This window comes from Streptomyces sp. NTD107 (genome assembly GCF_059510435.1).
The window spans coordinates 156,064-178,933 of record NZ_JCAJZV010000009.1 but is presented as its reverse complement, the minus strand read 5'-3'; the positions used below and the strand labels follow the sequence as shown (position 1 = coordinate 178,933).

Genomic DNA, 22,870 nt, shown 5'->3' with positions numbered 1-22,870 from the left:
CAGCGCGATCGCGAGACAGGTCGGCCTCCGGGGCATGCCGCACATCTCACCAAGGAGAGTCATCGAGCGATGGCCCATCCCGCCTTCCGTGCCGCCGCCGTCCGCGTGCGGGTCCCGGCGACCAGCGCCAATCTCGGCCCCGGATTCGACGCCCTCGGGCTGGCCCTGGGGCTGTACGACGATGTCGTCGTCAGGGTGGCGGAGTCCGGGCTGCACATCGACATCGCCGGCGAGGGCGCCGAGACGCTGCCCCGCGACGAGCGGCATCTGCTGGTCCGCTCGCTGCGCACCGCCTTCGAGGCGCTCGGCGGCCAGCCGCGCGGCCTGGAGGTGGTGTGCGCCAACCGCATCCCGCACGGCCGGGGCCTCGGCTCGTCCTCGGCCGCGATCTGCGCGGGGCTGATGGCGGCGCGGGCGGTGACCTCGGGCGGCGAGAGCCGGCTGGACGACGCCGCCCTGCTGGAGCTGGCGACCGAGATCGAGGGCCACCCGGACAATGTGGCCGCCTGTCTGCTGGGCGGCTTCACCCTCGCCTGGGGCGAGACCGGCGCGGTGCGGGCGATCCGCATGGAGCCGGCGGACGGGGTGGTGCCGGTGGTGTTCGTGCCGTCGAGGCCGCTGCTGACGGCCACCGCGCGCGGGCTGCTGCCGCGCCAGGTGCCGCACGCGGACGCCGCGCTCAACGCGGGGCGCGCCGCGCTGCTGGTCGAGGCGCTGACCCGGCGCCCCGAGCTGCTGCTGCCGGCCACCGAGGACCGGCTGCACCAGGACTACCGGGCGCCGGCCATGAGCGAGAGCATGGATCTGGTGCGCCGGCTGCGCGCCGACGGGGTGCCGGCGGTGATCTCGGGCGCCGGGCCGACCGTGCTGGCGCTGGTGAGTGACGACGCGGCCGACAAGACGGCGCGGCTGGCCGGTGCCGACTGGACGGCCAACCGGCTGGCCCTGGACCTGTCGGGAGCCAGTGTGCTGCCGCTCGGCGGATCCCCGGGACCCGCCAGGTGAGGTACGGCGGGCACGGGATTTCCGTACCAGGAGTGGGGGAATGAAGGCAGTATCCGGTAGTGTTAATCTCAAGTCTGCACGTACCGTCCCGATGGACTTCTCCAGGGGAACGGTATTCCGGGGTCCCGTCCACGGGACCATCCGATTCTTCCGGGAGCCTTCACTCATCTGCCTGCGCAGCCTGCCGGGCATGCCGAGTCCGCTCCGGAATGGGTGCGGCGTCGTTTCGCGGCGATTCCCCGTGCTTCTCCGTGATTCCCCCGCATCGCACGTTGCATTGATTCCTTCCGCCATGTCGCACCGGCGGAACCACCGCCCGGCCGGCCCGCTCACTGGGGACCGCAGCCGGACAGCACAACCGGTCGCCGAGCCAGACAGGCCGACGCCCGCTCCAGGGAAGGACCCTTCGTGAGCGACACCACCGATCTGATGGGTGTGAGTGCCGACAGCGCCGGCAAGACCGCCGGTGATGCCACAGCCTCCGCCACGGACGCTCCCGCCGCCTCTGCCGCGCCCAAGCGCCGGCGTTCCGGCACCGGCCTCGACGGCATGGTGCTGGCCGAGTTGCAGCAGGTTGCCTCGGGCCTCGGGATCAGGGGCACCGCGCGGATGCGCAAGAGCCAGCTGATCGAGGTCATCAAGGAGAAGCAGGCCGGCTCCTCCGGCGGCGGCGCTCCGGCGCCCGCCCCGGACACCAAGGCGGCCGACGCCGCGTCCGAGGGGAGCGGCGCTGACAAGCCCAAGCGCCGGACCACGTCCCGGGCGCGTACGGGTGAGTCCGCCGACGGGCAGCGCGCCGCCGAGCAGCGGCAGCAGCAGATCGACATCCCGGTCCAGGCCGAGGGCTCCGGCTCCGGTAACGATGCCGGTAGCGGCAAGGCGGGCGGTCGTACCGCTTCCGCCAAGGACACCAAGGACGCCGAGGGCGGTCAGGCCGAGGGCGCCGAGCGGCCCAAGCGTGAGCGTGAGCGCCGTGGCAAGAACGGCGGCGGTCAGGGCCAGCAGAACCAGAACCAGGGCCAGGGTCAGGGTCAGAACCAGGGCCAGGGCGGCGGCCGGGGCAACCGGGACCGCGATCGTGACCGGGACCGTGATGGCGGCGGCCGTGGCGACGGTGGCCGGGACGGCAACCGCGACCGTGACAACCGGGGCGGCGACGACGAGTTCGGCGACGGCCGGCGTGGCCGCCGGGGCCGCTACCGCGACCGGCGCGGGCGGCGCGGCGGGCGCGAGGAGTCCGGTGGCTTCAACGAGCCGCAGGTCGCCGACGACGATGTGCTGATCCCCGTCGCGGGCATCCTCGACATCCTCGACAACTACGCGTTCGTGCGCACCTCCGGCTATCTGCCGGGCCCCAACGACGTGTATGTCTCGCTCGCGCAGGTCCGCAAGAACGTCCTGCGCAAGGGCGACCACGTCACCGGCGCGGTCCGCCAGCCCCGGGACGGCGAGCGGCGGGAGAAGTTCAACGCCCTCGTCCGGCTCGACTCGGTCAACGGCATGCCCGCCGAACACGGCCGCGCGCGCCCCGAGTTCAACAAGCTGACGCCGCTGTACCCGCAGGACCGGCTGCGTCTGGAGACCGAGCCCAACCAGCTGATCACCCGGATCATCGACCTGGTCTCGCCGATCGGCAAGGGCCAGCGCGGTCTGATCGTGGCCCCGCCGCGTACCGGCAAGACCACGATCATGCAGGCGGTGGCCAACGCCATCACCCGCAACAACCCCGAGTGCCACCTGATGGTCGTGCTGGTCGACGAGCGGCCCGAAGAGGTCACCGACATGCAGCGGGCCGTCAAGGGCGAGGTCATCTCCTCGACCTTCGACCGTCCCGCCGAGGACCACACCACCCTCGCCGAGCTCGCCATCGAGCGCGCCAAGCGGCTGGTGGAGCTGGGGCACGACGTGGTGGTGCTGCTCGACAACATCACCCGGCTCGGCCGCGCCTACAACCAGGCGGCGCCCGCCTCCGGCCGGATTCTGTCCGGTGGTGTCGACTCCGCCGCGCTCTACCCGCCGAAGAAGTTCTTCGGCGCGGCCCGCAACATCGAGGACGGCGGCTCGCTGACCATCCTGGCGACCGCGCTGGTGGAGACCGGCTCGCGGGCGGACGAGGTGATCTTCGAGGAGTTCAAGGGCACCGGCAACATGGAGCTCAAGCTCGACCGCAGGCTGTCCGACAAGCGGATCTTCCCGGCGGTGGATGTCGAGGCGTCGGCCACCCGCAAGGAGGACCTGCTGATGGGCGCCGAGGAGCTGGCCATCGTCTGGAAGCTCCGCCGGGTGCTGCACGCCCTGGACTCCCAGGCCGGCGTGGAGCTGCTGCTGGACAAGATGAAGAAGACCAAGTCCAACGCGGAGTTCCTGCTCCAGATCCAGAAGACCACCCCCGGCCAGGACTGATCTTCCGGCCGGAACGGAACACCCTGGTCAGGGCCGCATCACCCATTGTGGTGATGCGGCCCTCGCCGTATCGGGTGAAACTGGGGCAATGGCGGATGATCCAGCGGAAGCGGATGACGCTCTGCCGCCCGGCGCGTCGGCGGTCGCCGCCCGCGCGCGCCGCCGGCGCCGCAGACTGCGCGGCACCGCCCTCACCGTCGCCGCGGCGTGCACGGTGACCGCCGCGGCGGGGGTCGCCCTCTACGTCAAGTTCGACGGCAACATCGCCGGCCTCGACATCGACTCCGCGCTCGGCGGTGACCGCCCCGAGGACGCCCCGCACGGCTCCCTGGACATCCTGGTACTCGGCTCGGACTCCCGGGCCGGGGAGAACGGCGTCTACGGCTCCGGGGAGGGCGCCCGCGCCGACACCGCGATGATCGTGCACATCAACGAGGACCACGACGCCGCCACCGTGGTCTCCATCCCGCGCGACACTCTGGTCACCCGGCCCGCCTGCGACCGCGCCGACGGCTCCACCGCCCCGCAGGCGCCGCGCACCATGTACAACGAGGCGTACGAGATCGGCGGACCCGCCTGCGCCGTCAAGACCACCGAGTCGCTGACCGGCATCAGGATGGACCACTACATCGAGATCGACTTCAAGGGCTTCGAGAAGATCATCGACACCCTCGGTGGCGTCAGGATCACCACTCGTGAGGATCTGCGCGATCCCGACAGCCGCCTCGATCTCGCCGCCGGCACCCACACCCTCGACGGGGCGCAGGCCCTCGCCCTGGTCCGTACCCGGCACGCCATCGGCGACGGCAGCGATCTGGGCCGCATCCAGCTCCAGCACGCCTTCCTGCGCGCCCTGTCGGAGCAGGTCGGCAGCGTCGGGGTGTTCAGCAACCCCAAGAAGCTGTACGACCTGGCCAACACCGCCACCTCCTCCCTCACCACCGACTCCGCGCTGGCCTCCGTCTCCGAGCTGACCGGCCTGGCCCGTACCCTCAAGGACATCGGGCCCGACCAGCTGGACCTGATCACCGTGCCGGTCGGCCACGACGAGAGCGACCCCAACCGGGTGGTGCCCCTGGACCCGCAGAGCGAGCAGCTGTGGCGGGCCCTCAAGGAGGACGAGCCGGTGCCCGCCTCGGTGCGCGACGCCGACACCGCGGACCGGCCGGCACCCGGCGGGCCGGTCGGCGCGGGAGGCCGGGAATAACGGCCCGGGCACCCTCGTTTTGGACGCAGCGGACACTGCTGGCAGACTGAGCCGCCGGCTCCGGTTCACGGCACGCATCCGGCGTGCCGACCCGGCGCCCTCCAGAACGCAAGGAGAGACCCATGAAGCGCGACATTCACCCGGAGTACGTCGAGACCCAGGTCAGCTGTACCTGTGGGGCGTCGTTCACCACGCACAGCACCATGACCGAGGGCAGCATCCGCGCCGACGTGTGCTCCGAGTGCCACCCCTTCTACACCGGCAAGCAGAAGATCCTCGACACCGGTGGCCGGGTGGCCCGCTTCGAGGCGCGCTTCGGCAAGAACGCCGGGGCCGCGAAGAAGTAGCCCCACCCCTGGCGCCGGGCCGGACGCCTCCCGCTTGCGTGCGGAGGCGGCCGGACCGGCGCCTTTCATGTCCCCGCTGTCCCGCTGTCCCGCTGTCCCCCTGTCCCGCTGTCCCCGCGGTCCCATCCTTCCTTCAGGAGCACACGATGTTCGAGGCGGTCGAGGAACTGATCGGCGAGCACGCCGACCTCGAACGGCGGCTCGCCGATCCCGCGGTGCACGCCGACCAGGCCACCGCGCGGAAGCTGAGCAAGCGGTACGCCGAGCTGACCCCGGTCATCGCCGCGTACCACTCCTGGAAGCAGTACGGCGAGGACATCGACACCGCCCGCGAACTCGCCCAGGAAGACCCGGACTTCGCCGCCGAGGTCAAGGAGCTGACCGCCGCCCGCGAGGCCGTCACCGAACGGCTGCGGCTGCTGCTGGTGCCCCGCGACCCCAGCGACGACAAGGACGTCATCCTGGAGATCAAGGCCGGCGAGGGCGGCGACGAGTCCGCGCTGTTCGCCGGCGATCTGCTGCGGATGTATCTGCGCTACGCCGAGCGCGTCGGCTGGAAGACCGAGCTGATCGACGCCAACGAGTCCGACCTCGGCGGCTACAAGGACGTCTCGGTCGCCGTCAAGACCAAGAGCAACGCGGAGCCCGGCTCCGGCGTGTGGGCCCGCCTGAAGTACGAGGGCGGGGTGCACCGCGTGCAGCGGGTGCCCGCCACCGAGTCCCAGGGCCGCATCCACACCTCCGCCGCCGGCGTGCTGGTGCTGCCCGAGGCCGAGGACGTCGACGTCGAGATCAACCCGAACGACCTGCGGATCGACGTCTACCGCTCCTCGGGGCCCGGCGGCCAGTCCGTCAACACCACCGACTCCGCGGTGCGCATCACCCACCTCCCCACCGGCATCGTCGTCTCCTGCCAGAACGAGAAGAGCCAGCTCCAGAACAAGGACCAGGCGCTGCGCATCCTGCGCGCCCGGCTGCTGGCCGCCGCCCAGGAGGAGGCCGACAGGGAAGCGTCGGACGCCCGGCGCAGCCAGGTGCGTACCGTGGACCGCTCCGAGCGGGTGCGCACCTACAACTTCCCCGAGAACCGCATCTCCGACCACCGCGTGGGCTTCAAGGCGTACAACCTCGACCAGGTCCTGGACGGCGAGCTCGACGCCGTCATCCAGGCCTGCGTCGATGCCGACTCCGCCGCCAAGCTCGCGGCGGCGCAGTGACCGTAGGGTGGGGAACGTGACGTCATCATCCGGGTCATCCGCCGCCGGGCCATCCTCCTACCCCCGTTCCCTGCTGCTCGCCGAGGTGGCCCGCGCCACCCAGCGGCTCGCCGACGCGGGGGTGCCCTCGCCACGCTTCGACGCCGAGGAACTGGCGGCGTACGTGCACGGCACGGAGCGTCCCCGGCTGCACACCGTCGACGACGCCGAGTTCGACGCCCGCTACTGGGAGGCGATCGCCCGCCGCGAGGCGCGTGAGCCGCTCCAGCACATCACCGGGCGGGCGTTCTTCCGCTATCTCGAACTCCATGTGGGGCCAGGGGTGTTCGTGCCCCGCCCGGAGACCGAGTCGGTGGTCGGCTGGGCGATAGACGCGGTACGGGCGATGGATGTCGCCGAGCCGCTGATCGTCGATCTGTGCACCGGCTCGGGCGCCATCGCGCTCGCGCTGGCGCAGGAGGTGCCGCGCTCCAGGGTGCACGGCGTGGAGCTGGACGAACGCGCCCTGGAGTACGCCCGGCGCAACGCCGAGGGCTCCCGCGTGGTGCTGCACCACGGCGACGCCCTGACCGCCCTGCCGCAGCTGGCCGGCCAGGTCGATCTGGTGATCTCCAATCCGCCCTACATCCCGCTCACCGAGTGGGAGCACGTGGCACCCGAGGCCCGCGACCACGACCCGCAGCTGGCGCTGTTCTCCGGCGAGGACGGCCTGGACACCATCCGGGGCCTGGAGCGCGCCGCGCACCGGCTGCTGCGCCCCGGCGGCATCGTGGTGGTCGAGCACGCCGACTCCCAGGGCGGCCAGGTGCCGTGGATCTTCACCGAGGACCGCGGCTGGGCGGATGCCGCCGATCACCCCGATCTCAACAACCGACCGCGGTTCGCCACCGCCCGCAGGGTCAACCGATGACCAAGGAGGACGTTCACTGATGGCACGGCGTTACGACTGCACGGACGTGGTCGACCGTAAGCACGGGCTGCGCGAGGCGGCGTCCGCCGTACGGCGCGGCGATCTCGTCGTCCTGCCGACCGACACGGTGTACGGGATCGGCGCGGACGCGTTCAACACGACCGCCGTGGGCGATCTGCTGGAGGCCAAGGGCCGTGGCCGGGGGGTGCCCTCCCCGGTGCTGGTGGGCTCGCCGAACACGCTGCACGGGTTGGTCACCGACTTCTCCGAGCAGGCGTGGGAGCTGGTGGACGCGTTCTGGCCCGGCGCGCTGACCATCGTGGCCCGCCACCAGCCGTCCCTCACCTGGGACCTGGGGGAGACCCGGGGCACCGTGGCGGTGCGGATGCCGCTGCACCCGGTCGCCCTCGAACTGCTCAAGGACTTCGGCCCGATGGCCGTCTCCTCCGCCAACCTCACCGGTCACCCCGCGCCCCAGGTGTGCGACGCCGCCCAGGAGATGCTGGGCGACTCCGTCGCGGTCTACCTGGACGGCGGCCCCACCCCGGACACGGTGCCCTCGTCGATCATCGATGTCACCCGGCCGGTTCCCCGGCTGCTGCGCGCCGGTGCGGTGAGCGAGGAGGAGCTGCGCAAGGTCGTGCCCGACCTGGAGATCTCCCATTGACCGCGCTTGCGGACAGTGGCATACGGCAACCGGAGCCGACCGAGCCGGCCGGCGGGGTCCGCCCGGTCTTCCGGATTCTGCATGTCAGTACGGGGAATGTGTGCCGCTCACCGATCACCGAACGGCTCACCAGGCAGGCTCTGACCCAGCGCCTGGGCGGGTTCGGCGATGTGCTGGTGGTCGAGAGCGCGGGCACCTGGGGGCACGAGGGTGCCCCGATGGAGGAGCACGCGGCGCAGGTACTGGCCGAGTACGGGGCGGACGCGGCCGGGTTCTTCGGCCGCGAACTTCTCGATGAGCATGTCATCCACGCCGATCTGGTGCTGACCGCCACCCGCGATCACCGGCAGCAGGTGATCGCGATGGGCCACTCGGCGGGGCTGCGTACCTTCACGCTGAAGGAGTTCACCCGGCTGGTCCGGGCGATCGACGTCAGTACGCTGCCGGCCGGTGGTTCGCCGGAGGCGCTGGTGCACCGGGCGCGGGCGCTGGCCAGCGCGGCGGCGGCGCTGCGCGGCTGGCTGCTGGCGCCGACCGCCGAGGCGGACGAGGTGCAGGACCCGTACGGGGCGCCGATCCCGTATTTCCGCAGCATCGGCGAGGAGATCAGGGCGGCGCTGGATCCGGTGGTCACCGCGCTGACCGGGGTGCCCGCGCCGTGGGACCGGACCTGAGCGGTGGGGGAGGCCGGCGGGCATGAGAAGGTGTTGCGCTGAGGACCGGCGAGACTTCTGGGGCAGCCTGTGCGTGAATATCTCCTGACGCTCTGTGTCGCGGCTGCGGTCACGTATCTGCTGACCGGACCGGTACGGAAGTTCGCCATCGCGGCGGGGGCCGCGCCCGCGGTGCGGGCCCGTGACGTGCACCGGGAGCCGACCCCGCGGCTCGGCGGTATCGCGATGTTCGGCGGGCTGTGCGCGGGTCTGCTGGTGGCCTCGCAGCTGTCCAACACCTCCCAGGTGTTCCGGCAGTTCGACGAGCCGAAGGCGCTGCTGTCGGCGGCGGCGCTGATCTGGCTGCTGGGGGTGCTGGACGACAAGTGGGGCGTGGACGCCCTGGTGAAGCTGGGCCTCCAGATGGTCGCGGCCGGGGTGATGGTGCTCCAGGGGCTGACGATTCTGTGGCTGCCGGTGCCGGGTGTGGGGGTGGTGGCGCTGACCCCGTTGCAGGGCACGCTGCTGACCGTGGCGCTGGTGGTGGTGACCATCAACGCGGTGAACTTCGTGGACGGCCTGGACGGTCTCGCGGCGGGCATGGTGTGCATCGCGGCGGCGGCGTTCTTCCTGTACTCGTACCGGATCTGGTACGGCTACGCGATCGAGTCGGCGGCGCCGGCCACGCTGTTCGCGGCGGTGCTGATGGGGATGTGCCTGGGGTTCCTGCCGCACAATCTGCATCCGGCGCGGATCTTCATGGGCGACTCGGGGTCGATGCTGCTGGGGCTGATCCTGGCGGCGGGCGCGGTGTCGATCACCGGGCAGGTGGACCCGGACGCGATGAAGCTGTTCACGGGTTCGGTGCGCGGCGCGGTGCACGAGATGGTGCCGGTCTACATTCCGCTGCTGCTGCCGCTGACGATCATCGCGGTGCCGTTCGCCGATCTGGTGCTGGCGATCGTGCGGCGTACCTGGAACGGGCAGTCGCCGTTCGCGGCGGACCGGGGGCATCTGCACCACCGGCTGCTGGAGATCGGGCACTCGCACCGGCGTGCGGTGCTGGTCATGTACTTCTGGTCGGGGCTGATCGCGTTCGGTGTGGTGGGGTTCTCGGTGCAGGGGGTCGGGGCGTGGATCGTGCCGGGGGTGGTGGGGCTGAGCGCGGTCGGGCTGATCGTGCTGCTGCTGCCCCGGATCCCGGTGGGGCTGCCCCAGCGGTGGCGGCGCCCGGCCCCGGCCGGCGCGCTCTCGCCGGCTCCGGAGGGTGCGGAGGGTGCGCGGGGCGCGGCGCAGGCCGTCGCCGTGCCGGACGGGGAGAGCGCCGGCGAGCCCTCGCCGGTGGCCACGGTGACCCGCAAGCACGGTCTGAACGGGGCCACCGCGGTGGGGGAGCGGCAGCGTTTCGCCCGGCGCCGCAAGATCGACACCCACTAACAGACCGACCGTCGCCGGTCAGCATGGCGACGCACCGATTAGCTCTTTCGTGTGAGGTCCTACACACGAACTGGGTAAAGACCTCATCAAATAGTTTGTGATAGCGTTCACGAGACTCGGACCGACGCGCTCTGTCGTCGGGCCCGGGCCGCTCTTCCCCTCGTCAATGACGACAGTCCCCACAGCCCGCCGGAGAACACTTCCATGCAGTCCAACGACGCCCGGATACTCCGCGGCGCCGCGATCCCCACTGCGGCGGCCGGAGCGGTGGCCACCGTGGCCGCGGCCCTGCTGGCGGGTGCCGGGGGGGCGCTCAGCACCGCCCTCGGCGTGCTGGTGGCCGGGCTCTTCTTCGCCGCAGGTCAGCTGAGTCTGATTCATGTCGGCAACCGCTACCAGGAGTTGCTCCTGGGCGCGGCCCTTGTGATCTACACCACACAGATGATCGGGCTGTTCCTGCTGCTCGTCCTGCTGCGGGACGCCTCCTTCCTCGACAACCGCGCCTTCGCGATCGGTGTCGTGGTCGGCCTCGTCGCCTGGCTGGGCGGCCAGGTACGGGGTCATCTGGCCGCCAAGACCCCTTATGTCGTACCGGAGTCCGCCAAGACGCCCAGCGGCGGCGGGTCATGACCAGCGGCGGCGAGTCCTCCGGTTGCCCCGGGGGCGGCATACGGGATGTCACCGAGGACTGCTATCGTCCGTCGCCGGGAGCCGGGAAAGCCGTGGCGTGCGGATCGTGCGGGACGATCGCACCCGACGCTCTGACTCCGGCCGGGGCGCGCCACGGGCGCGCTGACCGGTACCGCTCCCACCCCACCCAGTCCAGTGCCGTCCTGTGGCATGCAGCCACGCCGACACACCGAGGTTGCCGTATCCATGCGTCACGCCGAAGGAGCTCACGGTGATGAATGACCAGGTGCTCGCCTTCGAGACCGACTGTCATCTGTTCCAGGAGTGCGGCTTCCCCGCTCCGTCAGTGTGGTCGTTCGTCTTCGATCCGATCTTCACCCTTCCCTGGGGGGGGATCGAGTTCAACAAGGCCATGCTGCTGGCGCTGATCGGCACCGTGGCGATCGTGAGCTTCTTCTGGGCCGCGTTCGCCCGCCCGAAGGTGGTGCCCGGCAAGCTCCAGATGGTGGCCGAGGCCGGCTACGACTTCATCCGCCGGGGCGTCGCCCGCGACATCATCGGCAACAAGAAGGCCGAGCCCTTCGTCCCGTTGCTGGTCTCGCTGTTCTTCTTCGTATGGATCATGAACCTCTGGGCGGTCGTGCCGTTCGCCCAGTTCCCCGTCACCTCGGCCATCGCCTTCCCGGCCGGGCTCGCGCTGGTCGTGTGGGTCACCTACATGACGGTCACGTTCAAGACCAACGGCTTCGTCGGCGGCATCAGGAACCTGTGCATCCCCAGCGGGCTGCCCAAGCCGATCTACCTCATCCTGACCCCGATCGAGTTCATCTCGAACGTCTTCCTGCGCCCGTTCACGCTGGCGGTCCGGCTCTTCGCCAACATGTTCGCCGGCCACCTGGTGCTGCTGCTCTTCATCATCGGCGCCTGGTACATGATGGGCACCGTCCTCGGCACCTTCTACGCGGCCGGCTCGCTGTTCATGGCGCTGCTGCTGACCGTGTTCGAGATGTTCATCCAGGCGCTCCAGGCGTACGTCTTCGTCGTGCTGACCGCCACCTATCTCCAGCAGGCGCTCGAAGAAGCCCACTGAGACAGGCCCCGCACCACCCCCCGACCGCACCACACCCGGTGGACACATCGCTCCGCCGAACCACCACAGAGAAGGAACCACGGACATGTCCGCAGCTCTCGACCTCGCCGCCACCACCATCGACCTCAAGGGCAGCCTGAACACCATCGGCTTCGGCCTGGCCGCCATCGGCCCCGGTGTCGGCGTCGGCCTGGTCTTCGGCAACGGTGTGCAGGCGATCGCCCGGCAGCCCGAGGCCGCCGGTATCGTCCGCCAGAACATGCTGCTCGGCATGGCCGTCATCGAGGCGCTGGCGCTGATGGGCTTCGTGCTGGCGTTCGCCATCTGAAGTCCCTCCCGAAGTCATCACCGACGAGAGGTCCACGATCATGATCAACATGGCTGCTGAGGGGCCGCAGAACCCCCTGCTGCCGGTGTGGCCCGAGGTCTTCATCGGTCTGTTCTGCTTCGGCGTCATCTTCTTCGTCTTCTACAAGAAGCTGCTGCCCAGCATCAACAAGGTGCTGGACGAGCGGCGCGAGGCCATCGAAGGCGGCATGGAGAAGGCCGAGGCCACCCAGGCCGAGGCCCGCCAGACGCTGGAGAGCTACAAGGAGCAGCTCGCCGAGGCCCGCCACGAGGCCGCCCGGCTGCGCCAGGAGGCCAAGGAGCAGGGCGCCGCGCTCATCGCCGAGATGCGTGAGGAAGGCCAGCGGCAGCGCGAGGAGATCATCGCCGCCGGCCACACCCAGATCGAGGCCGACCGCAAGCAGGCCGCCGAGGCGCTGCGGCAGGACGTCGGACGGCTGGCCACCGAGCTGGCCGGCCGGCTGGTGGGGGAGTCCCTGGAGGACCACGCCCGCCAGAGCCGTACCATCGACCGCTTCCTGGCCGACCTGGAGGACAAGGCCGCTGCCACGTCCTCCGGTGACGCCGCCGAGGCGGCCCGGTGAGCACCTCGGGCGCCAGCCGCGAAGCCCTGGAGGCGGCGCGCGGCGCGCTGAACGCCCTCACCGACAGCACGGCCGTCGACCCGGCCGCGCTCGCCGGTGACCTGGCGGCGGTCACCGCGCTGCTCGACCGCGAGGTCTCCCTGCGCCGGGTGCTCACCGACCCGGCGCAGTCCGGCCAGGCCAAGGCCGACCTCGTCGGCCGGCTGCTGCGCGGCCAGGTCGGCGGGGAAGCCCTCGACCTGGTCTCCGGCATGGTCCGCTCCCGCTGGTCCGCGTCCCGCGGCCTGGTGGACGCGGTGGAGGAGCTGGCGGACACCGCCGACCTCATCGCCGCCGAGCGGGCCGGGACGCTGGACGCCGTGGAGGACGAGCTGTTCCGGTTCACCCGGATCCTGGCCGGCTCCCCGGAGCTGCGGGCCGCGCTGACCGGCAAGGACAGCACCGGCCGGGCCACCGCCGCCCGGAGCGCGCTGGCGCACCGCCTGCTGGGCGGACGCGCCGACGCCGTCACCGAGCGGCTGATCACCCGCCTCGTGGAACATCCGCGGGGACGTAGCCTGGACGGTGGGCTGGAAGCGCTGTACACGCTGGCCGCCACCCGGCGCAGCCGCTCCGTCGCGGTCGTCACCTCCGCGGTGCCGCTCAGTGACACCCAGCGGCAGCGCCTGGGCGACGCCCTGGCGCGGCTGTACGGCCGGGACATCCAGCTGAACCTCGACATCGACCCCGAGGTCCTCGGCGGGATCTCGGTCCGGATCGGCGACGAGGTCATCCACGGCACCGTCGCGGACCGCCTGGACGAGGTCACCCGCCGGCTGGCCGGCTGACGCGGCGGGCGGGAACGCCCGCCGCACCACCAACTCAAGAAGCACGACGAGCGGCCCGAGTTGGGCCGTAGCGCACGAACTTACGGGCCCAACAAGGAGAGCAGGGAACCCAGATGGCGGAGCTCACGATCCGGCCGGATGAGATCCGGAGCGCACTGGAGGATTTCGTCCAGTCGTACACCCCGGACGCGGCCTCGCGGGAAGAGGTCGGGACGGTCAGCGTTGCCGGTGACGGCATCGCGAAGGTCGAGGGGCTGCCCTCGGCCATGGCGAACGAGCTGCTTCAGTTCGAGGACGGCACCCTCGGTCTCGCCCTCAACCTGGAGGAGCGCGAGATCGGTGCGGTCGTCCTCGGCGAGTTCAGCGGCATCGAGGAGGGCCAGCCGGTGCGCCGCACCGGTGAGGTGCTCTCGGTCGCGGTCGGCGAGGGCTACCTGGGCCGGGTCGTCGACCCGCTGGGCAACCCGATCGACGGCCTCGGCGACATCGAGACCTCGGGCCGCCGCGCCCTGGAGCTGCGGGCGCCCGACGTCATGCAGCGCAAGTCGGTGCACGAGCCCATGGAGACCGGCTACAAGGCCGTCGACACCATGACCCCGATCGGCCGTGGCCAGCGTCAGCTGATCATCGGCGACCGGCAGACCGGCAAGACCGCCCTCGCGGTCGACACGATCATCAACCAGCGCGACAACTGGCGCTCGGGCGACCCGAAGAAGCAGGTCCGCTGCATCTACGTCGCCATCGGCCAGAAGGGCTCCACCATCGCGTCCGTGCGCGGCGCCCTGGAGGAGGCCGGCGCGCTGGAGTACACGACGATCGTCGCCGCTCCCGCGTCCGACCCGGCCGGCTTCAAGTACATCGCCCCCTACACCGGCTCGGCCATCGGCCAGCACTGGATGTACGAGGGCAAGCACGTCCTGATCATCTTCGACGACCTGTCGAAGCAGGCCGACGCCTACCGCGCCGTCTCCCTGCTGCTGCGCCGCCCGCCGGGCCGCGAGGCGTACCCCGGTGACGTCTTCTACCTGCACTCCCGGCTGCTGGAGCGGTGCGCCAAGCTGTCGGACGAGCTGGGCTCCGGCTCCATGACCGGCCTGCCGATCGTGGAGACCAAGGCGAACGACGTGTCGGCGTTCATCCCGACCAACGTCATCTCCATCACCGACGGCCAGTGCTTCCTGGAGTCCGACCTGTTCAACGCGGGCCAGCGGCCGGCGCTGAACGTGGGTATCTCGGTCTCCCGGGTCGGTGGCTCCGCCCAGCACAAGGCGATCCGCCAGGTCACCGGTTCGCTCCGGGTCGACCTCGCGCAGTACCGCGAGCTGGAGGCGTTCGCCGCCTTCGGTTCCGACCTGGACGCGGCCTCCAAGGCCGCCCTGGAGCGCGGCAAGCGCATGGTCGAGCTGATCAAGCAGGACCAGTACAACCCGTACCCCACCGAGCACCAGGTCGTCTCCATCTGGGCCGGCACCAACGGTCTGATGGACGACATCCCGGTGGAGGACATCCGCCGCTTCGAGCGCGAGCTGCTGGACTGGCTCGGCCGCGAGAACAAGGACCTGCTGACCTCCATCCGGGAGGGCGGCAAGATGTCCAACGACACGCTCCAGGCGATCGCCGGCGCCGTGTCCAAGTTCAAGCAGCAGTTCGAGACCTCGGGCGGCAAGCTGCTGGGCGAGGGCTGATCATGGGCGCTCAGATTCGTGTCCTCAAGCGCCGGATCAAGTCCGTCACCGCCACTAAGAAGATCACCCGGGCGATGGAGATGATCGCCGCCTCGCGCATCGTCAAGGCGCAGCGCAAGGTGGCGGCGTCCGCGCCGTACGCCGACGAGCTGACCAGCGCGGTCACCGCCGTGGCGCACAGCTCGGACGTCAAGCACCCGCTGACGACCGAGGCGGAGCGCCCGCGGCGGGCCGCGGTCCTGCTGATCACCAGCGACCGCGGCCTGGCCGGCGGATACTCCTCGAACGCCATCAAGGCCGGGGAGCATCTGACCAGCGAACTGGTGAGTGAGGGCAAGGAGGTCGACACGTACATCGTCGGCCGCAAGGGTGTGGCGTACTACGGCTTCCGGGAGCGGGCGATCACCGAATCCTGGACCGGCTTCACCGACAGCCCGACCTACGCGGACGCCAAGATGATCGCCGCGCCGCTCATCGAGGCCATCGAGCGGGACACCGACGAGGGCGGGGTGGACGAGCTGCACATCGTCTTCACCGAGTTCGTGTCGATGATGACGCAGACCCCGGTGGAGCGGCGGATGCTGCCGCTGTCCTTCGAGAAGTCGGCGGAGGAGTCCGCGCGGGTCTTCGCGCAGGGCGCGCAGGCGCACGCCCTGTACGACTTCGAGCCCTCGGCGGAGCGGGTGCTGGACGCCCTGCTGCCCCGGTATGTCGAGAGCCGTATCTACAACGCCCTGCTCCAGGCCGCCGCGTCCAAGCACGCGGCCACCCGGCGGGCGATGAAGTCGGCGACCGACAACGCGGAGGAGCTCATCAAGTCGCTGTCGCGGCTTGCCAACGCGGCCCGTCAGGCCGAAATCACCCAGGAAATCACCGAGATCGTCGGTGGCGCGAGCGCCTTGGCCGACGCGACCGCGGGAAGTGACCGATAATCATGACTACTGCTGCCGAGGCGGCCACCGAGCAGGCCGCAGCCACGGGTCGGGTCGCACGGGTCATCGGCCCGGTCGTCGACGTGGAGTTCCCCGTCGACGCGATTCCCGACATCTACAACGCGCTGACCGTCGAGGTCGATGACCCGGCGCAGCCGGGCGTCACCACGACGCTGACCCTTGAGGTCGCTCAGCACCTCGGCGAGGGCATGGTGCGCACCATCGCGCTCGGCCCCGCCGACGGTCTGGTCCGGCAGTCGCCGGTGACCGACACCGGCGCGGGCATCACCGTGCCGGTGGGCGATGTCACCAAGGGCCGGGTCTTCAACACCCTGGGCAAGATCCTGAACGAGCCCGAGGCCGAGTCCGAGGTCACCGACCGGTGGGAGATCCACCGCAAGGCGCCGGCCTTCGACCAGCTTGAGTCCAAGACCGAGATGTTCGAGACGGGCCTGAAGGTCGTCGACCTGCTGACCCCGTACGTCAAGGGCGGCAAGATCGGTCTGTTCGGTGGTGCCGGTGTCGGCAAGACCGTGCTGATCCAGGAAATGATCATGCGTGTGGCGAAGCTGCACGAGGGCGTTTCCGTGTTCGCCGGGGTCGGCGAGCGTACCCGTGAGGGCAACGACCTCATCGAGGAGATGGCCGACTCGGGCGTGCTGCCGCAGACCGCGCTGGTCTTCGGTCAGATGGACGAGCCGCCGGGGACCCGGCTGCGGGTCGCGCTGGCGGGGCTGACCATGGCGGAGTACTTCCGCGATGTGCAGAAGCAGGACGTGCTGTTCTTCATCGACAACATCTTCCGCTTCACCCAGGCCGGTTCCGAGGTGTCCACCCTGCTGGGCCGGATGCCCTCGGCCGTGGGCTACCAGCCGAACCTGGCGGACGAGATGGGTGTGCTCCAGGAGCGCATTACCTCCACCCGTGGTCACTCCATCACCTCGATGCAGGCGATCTACGTGCCCGCCGACGACCTGACGGACCCGGCGCCGGCCACCACCTTCGCCCACCTGGACGCCACCACGGTGCTGTCCCGGCCCATTTCCGAGAAGGGCATCTACCCGGCGGTGGACCCGCTGGACTCGACGTCCCGGATTCTGGACCCGCGCTACATCTCGCAGGACCACTACGACACCGCCATGCGGGTCAAGGGAATCCTCCAGAAGTACAAGGACCTCCAGGACATCATCGCCATTCTCGGTATGGACGAGCTGGGCGAGGAGGACAAGCTCACCGTCAGCCGGGCGCGCCGGATCGAGCGCTTCCTGTCGCAGAACACCCACGCGGCGAAGCAGTTCACCGGTATGGACGGCTCGGACGTGTCGCTGGACGAGTCGGTCGCCGCGTTCAACGGCATCGCGGACGGCGACTACGACCACTTCCCCGAGCAGGCGTTCTTCATGTGCGGTGGTCTGGACGACCTGAAGGCGAAGGCCAAGGAGCTGGGCGTCTCCTGACCGGTACGCCCGTGGTGCGCGCGGAGGCGGGGGGTGCCCCCGCCTCCGGTGCACCGGCCATCTATTCTTCACATATCCAGGGGATGAGGAGCCATCGTGGCTGAGCTGCACGTCGAGTTGGTCGCCGCGGACCGCAAGGTCTGGTCGGGCGAGGCCAGCCTGGTCGTCGCGCGCACCTCTTCGGGTGACATCGGGATCATGCCCGGGCATCAGCCGGTGCTCAGTGTGCTGGAATCGGGCCCGGTGATCATCCGGACCACCGGTGACAGCGGGACCGGCACGGTCGTCGCGGCGGTGCACGGCGGATTCCTGTCGTACACCGACGGTAAGCTGTCGCTGCTCGCGGAGATCGCCGAGCTGGCGGAGGAGATCGACGTCGAGCGGGCGGAGCGTTCCCTGGAGCAGGCCAAGGCGGACGCGGACTCCCACGCCGAACGGCGCGCGGACGTCCGGCTGCGTTCCGTGGCGGCGGGGCGCTGATCCGCACAACGGACACACAACGGGGCGAGGAGGTCGGTTGAGATGGTCCTCGCGTTGGTTGTGGTCGGGGCGGTGCTCGCGCTGGTCGTACTGGGGCTGCTCGGCTTCGGGGTACGCCGGCGGCTGATCCAGCGGCTGGGCGGCACCTTTGACTGTTCGGGGCGCTTCCGGGCGCCCAAACCGGGCCAGTCGCTGGGCAAGGGCTGGATCTATGGGGTCGCACGCTACAACGGAGACCGGGTCGAGTGGTTCCGGGTCTTCTCGTACGCGGTGCGGCCCCGTCGTGCTTTGCAGCGCGACCGCATCCAGGTGCGGGAGCGGCGCGAGCCGCAGGGCGAGGAGGAACTGGCGCTGCTGTCCGGCGCGGTGGTCCTCTCCTGCCGGCACGACGGCGACGATATCGAGCTGGCGATGAGCGAGGACGCGCTGACCGGCTTTCTCGCCTGGCTGGAGGCGGCCCCGCCCGGCCAGCGGGTGAACGTGGCGTAGGCCGTCACTTTCACCTCCTCGCGGGGCCGCGCCGCCGGCTACCGGGGGTGCCGTCCGGCCGAAGGCCGGGGGCGACAGGGCCCGATCCGCGAAGATCCACAGGAGACGAGCCGGCGGTGGTGCCGTACCGCAGGGCGCGGGCCGGGACCGGCCGTGCTTCGCCGCCCTCAGGAGGCGTTGGCCTGCGGGCCCATAACCTGCCCGCGGGTCCTGTCGACCAGGGCGATGACCTTCAGCGGGGCGTCGGGACGGGCCACCCAGCCGTCCTCGGGCGCGCCGCTGCCCTTGGTCAGATACTTTGCCGCGATCTTCACCACGAGCAGTGTGCTGTTCCGGCTGAACTGGCTGCCGGTGTCTCTGCTGGTGGTGAATTCGGGCAGCTGCCTGCCCGACTGGGCCTGCGCCCTGGCCTCCCGGCGGCTGGGGGCGGAGGTTCTCCGGTCCGCTGCCACGCCCCCCGCGCTGCCGGCCAGTTCCATGGCGGCGGCCCGGAGCGGGAACTCGCCGCGCCACAGGGTGACCTCGGAGCTGGAGCGCTCCTCGACCAGCCCTTTGACGGTGGACTCCGAGGTCGGCCGCGGCAGATGGCCGTAGAAGCTGGTGTCGAAGTTGTCGTCCTCCGAGTCGTAGTTGTCGTCCGCCGGGTCGAGTTCGGTCTTGCCGGTGGCGTAGTGCTGTGTGGTGCGCTGGATCTGCGGGCCGCCGGCCGCCCGGGCGCGCAGCGCGTCGTCCACCGGTGAGCGCTGCACGGCGGCTTCGTGGCCGCAGCCCGCGCCGTGCGTATGGTTCTCCCGCTCCCGCCGCAGCGCCCGCTGCACGGTGGCGTTGCCCGCGGAGCCCTGGAGGGCGAGCATCCCGCGTACGGCCGGGGTCGCGGCTGCGGTGCGCCGGGCGCCGCCGCGCTGCCCCCCGCCGCCGTCCTGCCGAAGGTCTGTGCTGTGGCCACGTGCCATCAGGCGATCCTCTGTCAGTGGTGAGGCGATCCCGGGGCGCGCGAGGCGCCCTCGCCGCCGGAGGGCCAAGCAAACCAAGGAACGCGGCTTTCTGCCATCATCCGGCGCGGGGCAGTCGCCCGCGCGACGGCGGACGGGCACGGCCGGGGGCCATGGGGTCCCCGGCCGTGCCCGGTCGGCACGGTGGTGCTGGTACCGGTGGGTCAGTTCAGACCGGTGTGGATGGCGTTCACCAGGGCGCCGTCGGCGGAGTCGCCGGAGAACTCCCAGAAGAAGGCACCGCCCAGGCCCTGCTGCTTGGCCCAGGCCATCTTCTGGGTGACGGTCTGCGGGGTGTCATAGCTCCACCACTGGCTGCCGCAGTGCGCGTACGCGGTGCCGGCGACCGTACCGGTGGCGGGGCAGGTCGCGGCGAGCACCTTGTAGTCCTCGATGCCGGCCTCGTACGTACCCGGTGCGGCCCCGGAGGCGGTGCCGCCGGGGGCGGCCTGGCTCACGCCGGTCCAGCCGCGGCCGTAGAAGCCGATGCCCAGCAGTAGCTTCTCGCTCGGCACGCCCTGGGCCTTGAGCTTGGTGATGGCGTCGGTGCTGTTGAACCCGGCCTGCGGGATGCCGTCGTAGGAGGTGAGCGGGGAGTGCGGGGCGGTGGGCCCGGAGGGCGCCCAGGCACCGAAGAAGTCGTACGTCATGACGGCGAGGTAGTCGGCGTGCTGGGCGCCGGCCGCGTAGTCGGCGGCGTCGATCTTGCCGCCGTTGGAGCCGTCCGCGGTGATGGCGGCGGTCACCAACTGGTCGCCGAAGACGCCGCGGAAGGCGCGCATCATGTCGCCGAAGACGGCCGGCCCCGAGCTGTCGCAGCTGTCGCCGCAGGCGTTGGGGTACTCCCAGTCGAGGTCGATGCCGTCGAAGACACCTTCCCAGCGGGGGTCGTTGACCAGGTTGTAGCAGGACTGGGCGAACCGCTGCGGGTTCTGCATGGCCTCGCCGAAGCCCTTGGACCAGGTCCAGCCGCCGAAGGACCACAGGACCTTGAGGTCGGGGTTGAGCTCCTTGAGCTGGCGCAGCTGGTTGAAGTTGCCGCGCAGCGCACCGGTGTCCCAGGTGTCGGCCTGGCCGGAGACGGATTCGGCGGCGCTGTAGAAGCGGTCGTACGCGGCGTAGGAGTCGCCGATCGTACATTCGCCGTTCTGGACGTTGCCGAACGCGTAGTTGATGTGGGTGATCTTGTCGGCTGAGCCGGAGGAGACGATGTTCTTGACGTGGTAGTTGCGCTGGTAGACGCCCCACTCGGCGAAGTAGCCGAGCTTGACGTCCTGGGCGGCGGTGGGGTCGGTGTCGGTGGCGACGATGGTGGGGGTGGTGGGGTCCTCGTCGGCCTGGGAGGTGGTGGCGAACGCCAGCGCGCCTCCCAGCGGCAGCGTCAGGGCCGCCGCGATGGCGATGACCTTGCGCTTGGTGCTGCTCAGGGAACGGTGCAGTCCCTTGCTCACGGGTCGCTCCTAGCTCAGGAAGATGTGGGGGAACTGGCTGGGAGCGTAGAGAGGTCTGGACCAGTGGGCAAGGGGGTCCGTACCTAGAAAAGTCTGGCTTGCGACGGCCTTAAGTCTGCGTTGAGGACGGCCGGTTGGGCGAGCCGGGACCGGGGGCGGCCGGGCGGATCCGGGCCGCCTGGGCGAGGACGGCCGCCTGCACCCGGCTGCGCAGCCCGAGCTTGCCGAGCAGCCGGCTGACATGGGTCTTCACGGTGGCCTCCGCCATCGAGAGCTCGGCGGCGATCTGCGCGTTGGAGCGGCCCGCGCCGAGTTGAGCGAGCACCTCGCGCTCCCGTGGGGTGAGCGAGGCCAGCGCGGCCGGATCCACCGCGGGCGCGGCCGGGGGCCGGCTGGCACGGGCGAACTCGCTGATCAGCCGACGGGTGACGGCCGGCGCGATCAGCCCCTCGCCGGCCGTCACGGTGCGCACCGCGTCGATCAGGGTGGCGGCGTCGCTGTCCTTGAGCAGAAAACCGGCGGCCCCGGCCCGCAGCGCGCCGAACACGTACTCGTCCAGGTCGAAGGTGGTCAGCACCAGTACGTCTGCGGTGCCCTCCGCGGTGATCTCCCGGGTCGCCGACACCCCGTCCAGGCGCGGCATCTGGATGTCCATCAGCACCACGTCGGGGCGCAGTTCGCGGGCCAGGCGGACCGCCTCCAGGCCGTCCGACGCCTCGCCGACCACCTCGATGCCGGGGGCGCTGCGCAGGATGAGGACCAGGCCCAGGCGTACCGCTGACTGGTCCTCGGCGATGACGACCCGGATGGTCACGGGGCGGGGGTCCCTTCGGTGAGCGGAAGGCGGGCGAGCACCCGCCAGCGGCCGGCGCCGTCACGGTCGCCGTCGCCGTCGTCGTCGGCGGCGCCGTGCGGGCCGGCGCTGAGCGTACCGCCGAGCAGCGCGACCCGTTCGCGCATGCCGGTCAGTCCGGCGCCCGAGCCCGGCGCGCGGGGGTGGGAGCGCTCTTGGCCGGGCGCGGCGTACGGGCTGGTGACCCGTACCGTCAGCGCCCGCTCGTCCTGGTCGAGCCGGACCTCGACCTCGCCCGGCGCGGCGTGCTTGAGCGCGTTGGTGAGCGATTCCTGCACGATCCGGTACGCGGCCAGCTCCACCGGGGCGGGCGGCGCCGGCCGTCCGGTGCGCAGGTCCCGGGTGGTGATGCGCAGCCGGCCGGCGGCGCTGCGCGCCGCGCGCTCGACCAGCGCGTCCAGGGAATCGAGGCCCGGCAGCGCCTCGGGCGCGGCGTCGGGGCCGGCGGCGCGCAGGATGCCGATCAGCCGGCGCATCTCGGCCAGCCCCTGGGTGCTGTTCTCCCGGATCACGGTGAGCGCGTCCCGGGTGACGGCGGGGTCGTCCAGGGTCAGGGCGGCGGTGGAGTGGATGGCGATGGCCGACAGATGGTTGGCGACCACGTCGTGCAGCTCGCGGGCCATCCGGGCGCGTTCGTCCGTGACCGCCTGCACCCGGTCCATCTCGGCCAGCAGCGCGGTCTGCTCGGCGCGCAGCCGGGCGTTCGCCGCGTCCTCGCGATGGCCCCGGATGATGGCGGCGGTCCAGGCCGGGGTGGCGGTGACGGCGGCGGCCACCGCGCCGAGCGCCAGCGCCTGCGGATCGCGCAGCCAGGCGAGGGTGCCCACGGTGACGGCGATGGTGAAGGCCACCGTGCCGCGCAACACGGCGCGGCTGAGCCGGGGCCCGCCGTAGAGCACGGCGGCGTACACCACATCGGTGTACATCAGCAGCACGGCCAGCAGCCCCCCGGTCACCGCGTCCCAGGCCACGGCGGCGGTGCCCAGCACCAGACACCAGCCGGGGGCGGAGCGGCGCAGCAGCTCCGCGCCGCACATCACCAGCAGCCCGGACAGCGCCACCGGGGAGTACGGGCCGACGCTGATCACCGAGAAGACGTCGTACCGTACGCCGGTCAGCCCGCCGAGCAGCCCGGCGACGGCGACCCCCACATCGAAACGGTGGGGGCGGAGCGGTGCGGGCATGCGCCCATCACAGCACGCCGGG

The 22,870-nt window shown here is 71.0% G+C and carries 23 protein-coding genes; 19 read left to right on the top strand and 4 right to left on the bottom strand.

Going from position 1 to position 22,870, the window contains the following annotated elements; all coding sequences use genetic code 11:
• Positions 1-69: 69 nt before the first annotated feature.
• The 19 genes from thrB to AC5WRL_RS19535 all read left to right on the top strand — a co-directional run bounded on the left by thrB (position 70) and on the right by AC5WRL_RS19535 (position 18,368).
• Complete coding sequence (thrB, locus tag AC5WRL_RS19625; protein WP_496089911.1) at positions 70-1,005, top strand: homoserine kinase; 936 nt, start codon at positions 70-72, stop codon at positions 1,003-1,005.
• Between the two features lie 408 nt (positions 1,006-1,413).
• Complete coding sequence (rho, locus tag AC5WRL_RS19620) at positions 1,414-3,408, top strand: transcription termination factor Rho (protein WP_496089910.1); 1,995 nt, start codon at positions 1,414-1,416, stop codon at positions 3,406-3,408.
• Between the two features lie 88 nt (positions 3,409-3,496).
• Complete coding sequence (locus tag AC5WRL_RS19615; RefSeq protein ID WP_496089909.1) at positions 3,497-4,615, top strand: LCP family protein; 1,119 nt, start codon at positions 3,497-3,499, stop codon at positions 4,613-4,615.
• A 122-nt stretch (positions 4,616-4,737) separates the two neighbouring features.
• Complete coding sequence (gene rpmE / locus AC5WRL_RS19610) at positions 4,738-4,962, top strand: 50S ribosomal protein L31 (RefSeq protein WP_496089908.1); 225 nt, start codon at positions 4,738-4,740, stop codon at positions 4,960-4,962.
• 146 nt (positions 4,963-5,108) lie between these two features.
• Positions 5,109-6,179 (top strand): peptide chain release factor 1, encoded by a 1,071-nt coding sequence (gene prfA, locus AC5WRL_RS19605; RefSeq protein ID WP_496089907.1) that lies wholly within the window; start codon positions 5,109-5,111, stop codon positions 6,177-6,179.
• A 16-nt stretch (positions 6,180-6,195) separates the two neighbouring features.
• On the top strand, positions 6,196-7,089 hold the full coding sequence (gene prmC / locus AC5WRL_RS19600) for a peptide chain release factor N(5)-glutamine methyltransferase (protein ID WP_496089906.1): 894 nt from the start codon (positions 6,196-6,198) through the stop codon (positions 7,087-7,089).
• A gap of 19 nt (positions 7,090-7,108) precedes the next feature.
• On the top strand, positions 7,109-7,756 hold the full coding sequence (locus AC5WRL_RS19595) for an L-threonylcarbamoyladenylate synthase (RefSeq protein WP_496089905.1): 648 nt from the start codon (positions 7,109-7,111) through the stop codon (positions 7,754-7,756).
• The gene (locus tag AC5WRL_RS19590) at positions 7,753-8,430 is read left to right on the top strand and encodes an arsenate reductase/protein-tyrosine-phosphatase family protein (protein WP_496089904.1); all 678 of its coding nucleotides are present in this window, start codon (positions 7,753-7,755) and stop codon (positions 8,428-8,430) included. The genes AC5WRL_RS19595 and AC5WRL_RS19590 overlap by 4 nt, the downstream gene beginning before the upstream one ends.
• Before the next feature lie 69 nt (positions 8,431-8,499).
• Entirely contained in the window at positions 8,500-9,846 is a 1,347-nt protein-coding gene (locus AC5WRL_RS19585) for an MraY family glycosyltransferase (protein ID WP_496089903.1), read from the top strand.
• Between the two features lie 204 nt (positions 9,847-10,050).
• Positions 10,051-10,476, top strand: coding sequence for a Cg1360 family ATP-synthase-associated protein (locus tag AC5WRL_RS19580; protein ID WP_496089902.1), 426 nt, complete (start codon positions 10,051-10,053; stop codon positions 10,474-10,476).
• Between the two features lie 274 nt (positions 10,477-10,750).
• On the top strand, positions 10,751-11,566 hold the full coding sequence (atpB, locus tag AC5WRL_RS19575; RefSeq protein ID WP_496089901.1) for a F0F1 ATP synthase subunit A: 816 nt from the start codon (positions 10,751-10,753) through the stop codon (positions 11,564-11,566).
• Positions 11,567-11,651: 85 nt separating this feature from the next.
• On the top strand, positions 11,652-11,894 hold the full coding sequence (atpE, locus tag AC5WRL_RS19570; protein ID WP_496089900.1) for an ATP synthase F0 subunit C: 243 nt from the start codon (positions 11,652-11,654) through the stop codon (positions 11,892-11,894).
• 40 nt (positions 11,895-11,934) lie between these two features.
• Complete coding sequence (locus AC5WRL_RS19565; RefSeq protein ID WP_496089899.1) at positions 11,935-12,498, top strand: F0F1 ATP synthase subunit B; 564 nt, start codon at positions 11,935-11,937, stop codon at positions 12,496-12,498.
• Positions 12,495-13,325: a F0F1 ATP synthase subunit delta gene (locus tag AC5WRL_RS19560; RefSeq protein ID WP_496089898.1), complete on the top strand. Its 831-nt coding sequence runs from the start codon at positions 12,495-12,497 to the stop codon at positions 13,323-13,325. The genes AC5WRL_RS19565 and AC5WRL_RS19560 overlap by 4 nt, the downstream gene beginning before the upstream one ends.
• 113 nt (positions 13,326-13,438) lie before the next feature.
• The gene (gene atpA / locus AC5WRL_RS19555; RefSeq protein ID WP_496089897.1) at positions 13,439-15,010 is read left to right on the top strand and encodes a F0F1 ATP synthase subunit alpha; all 1,572 of its coding nucleotides are present in this window, start codon (positions 13,439-13,441) and stop codon (positions 15,008-15,010) included.
• Positions 15,011-15,012: 2 nt separating this feature from the next.
• Positions 15,013-15,942, top strand: coding sequence for a F0F1 ATP synthase subunit gamma (locus AC5WRL_RS19550; RefSeq protein WP_496089896.1), 930 nt, complete (start codon positions 15,013-15,015; stop codon positions 15,940-15,942).
• Between the two features lie 2 nt (positions 15,943-15,944).
• On the top strand, positions 15,945-17,399 hold the full coding sequence (gene atpD / locus AC5WRL_RS19545; protein ID WP_496089895.1) for a F0F1 ATP synthase subunit beta: 1,455 nt from the start codon (positions 15,945-15,947) through the stop codon (positions 17,397-17,399).
• Between the two features lie 96 nt (positions 17,400-17,495).
• Complete coding sequence (locus AC5WRL_RS19540; RefSeq protein ID WP_496089894.1) at positions 17,496-17,879, top strand: F0F1 ATP synthase subunit epsilon; 384 nt, start codon at positions 17,496-17,498, stop codon at positions 17,877-17,879.
• Between the two features lie 42 nt (positions 17,880-17,921).
• Positions 17,922-18,368 carry a DUF2550 domain-containing protein gene (locus AC5WRL_RS19535; RefSeq protein WP_496089893.1) on the top strand — a complete coding sequence of 149 codons (447 nt, stop codon included), beginning with the start codon at positions 17,922-17,924 and terminating at the stop codon, positions 18,366-18,368.
• Between the two features lie 167 nt (positions 18,369-18,535).
• Here AC5WRL_RS19535 and AC5WRL_RS19530 read toward each other — a convergent pair whose 3' ends face one another.
• From AC5WRL_RS19530 to AC5WRL_RS19515, 4 genes are all read right to left on the bottom strand, one after another.
• On the bottom strand, positions 18,536-19,321 hold the full coding sequence (locus AC5WRL_RS19530; protein WP_496089892.1) for a DUF4765 family protein: 786 nt from the start codon (positions 19,319-19,321) through the stop codon (positions 18,536-18,538).
• A gap of 203 nt (positions 19,322-19,524) precedes the next feature.
• The gene (locus tag AC5WRL_RS19525; protein WP_496089891.1) at positions 19,525-20,811 is read right to left on the bottom strand and encodes a glycoside hydrolase family 18 protein; all 1,287 of its coding nucleotides are present in this window, start codon (positions 20,809-20,811) and stop codon (positions 19,525-19,527) included.
• Between the two features lie 109 nt (positions 20,812-20,920).
• On the bottom strand, positions 20,921-21,625 hold the full coding sequence (locus tag AC5WRL_RS19520) for a response regulator transcription factor (RefSeq protein ID WP_496089890.1): 705 nt from the start codon (positions 21,623-21,625) through the stop codon (positions 20,921-20,923).
• Positions 21,622-22,848, bottom strand: a complete 1,227-nt coding sequence (locus tag AC5WRL_RS19515) for a sensor histidine kinase (protein WP_496089889.1) — start codon at positions 22,846-22,848, stop codon at positions 21,622-21,624. The genes AC5WRL_RS19520 and AC5WRL_RS19515 overlap by 4 nt, the downstream gene beginning before the upstream one ends.
• Between the last annotated feature and the right edge of the window lie 22 nt (positions 22,849-22,870).

Bases quoted from the DNA above. Each gene is read 5' to 3' on its own strand.
- prfA (WP_496089907.1), top strand. From the start codon at position 5,109: ATGTTCGAGGCGGTCGAGGAACTGATCGGCGAGCACGCCGACCTCGAA.
- AC5WRL_RS19580 (WP_496089902.1), top strand. From the start codon at position 10,051: ATGCAGTCCAACGACGCCCGGATACTCCGCGGCGCCGCGATCCCCACT.
- AC5WRL_RS19595 (WP_496089905.1), top strand. From the start codon at position 7,109: ATGGCACGGCGTTACGACTGCACGGACGTGGTCGACCGTAAGCACGGG.
- atpD (WP_496089895.1), top strand. From the start codon at position 15,945: ATGACTACTGCTGCCGAGGCGGCCACCGAGCAGGCCGCAGCCACGGGT.
- thrB (WP_496089911.1), top strand. From the start codon at position 70: ATGGCCCATCCCGCCTTCCGTGCCGCCGCCGTCCGCGTGCGGGTCCCG.
- atpA (WP_496089897.1), top strand. From the start codon at position 13,439: ATGGCGGAGCTCACGATCCGGCCGGATGAGATCCGGAGCGCACTGGAG.
- AC5WRL_RS19515 (WP_496089889.1), bottom strand. From the start codon at position 22,848: ATGCCCGCACCGCTCCGCCCCCACCGTTTCGATGTGGGGGTCGCCGTC.
- AC5WRL_RS19530 (WP_496089892.1), bottom strand. From the start codon at position 19,321: ATGGCACGTGGCCACAGCACAGACCTTCGGCAGGACGGCGGCGGGGGG.
- rpmE (WP_496089908.1), top strand. From the start codon at position 4,738: ATGAAGCGCGACATTCACCCGGAGTACGTCGAGACCCAGGTCAGCTGT.
- atpE (WP_496089900.1), top strand. From the start codon at position 11,652: ATGTCCGCAGCTCTCGACCTCGCCGCCACCACCATCGACCTCAAGGGC.
- AC5WRL_RS19535 (WP_496089893.1), top strand. From the start codon at position 17,922: ATGGTCCTCGCGTTGGTTGTGGTCGGGGCGGTGCTCGCGCTGGTCGTA.
- atpB (WP_496089901.1), top strand. From the start codon at position 10,751: ATGAATGACCAGGTGCTCGCCTTCGAGACCGACTGTCATCTGTTCCAG.
- AC5WRL_RS19550 (WP_496089896.1), top strand. From the start codon at position 15,013: ATGGGCGCTCAGATTCGTGTCCTCAAGCGCCGGATCAAGTCCGTCACC.
- AC5WRL_RS19615 (WP_496089909.1), top strand. From the start codon at position 3,497: ATGGCGGATGATCCAGCGGAAGCGGATGACGCTCTGCCGCCCGGCGCG.
- AC5WRL_RS19565 (WP_496089899.1), top strand. From the start codon at position 11,935: ATGATCAACATGGCTGCTGAGGGGCCGCAGAACCCCCTGCTGCCGGTG.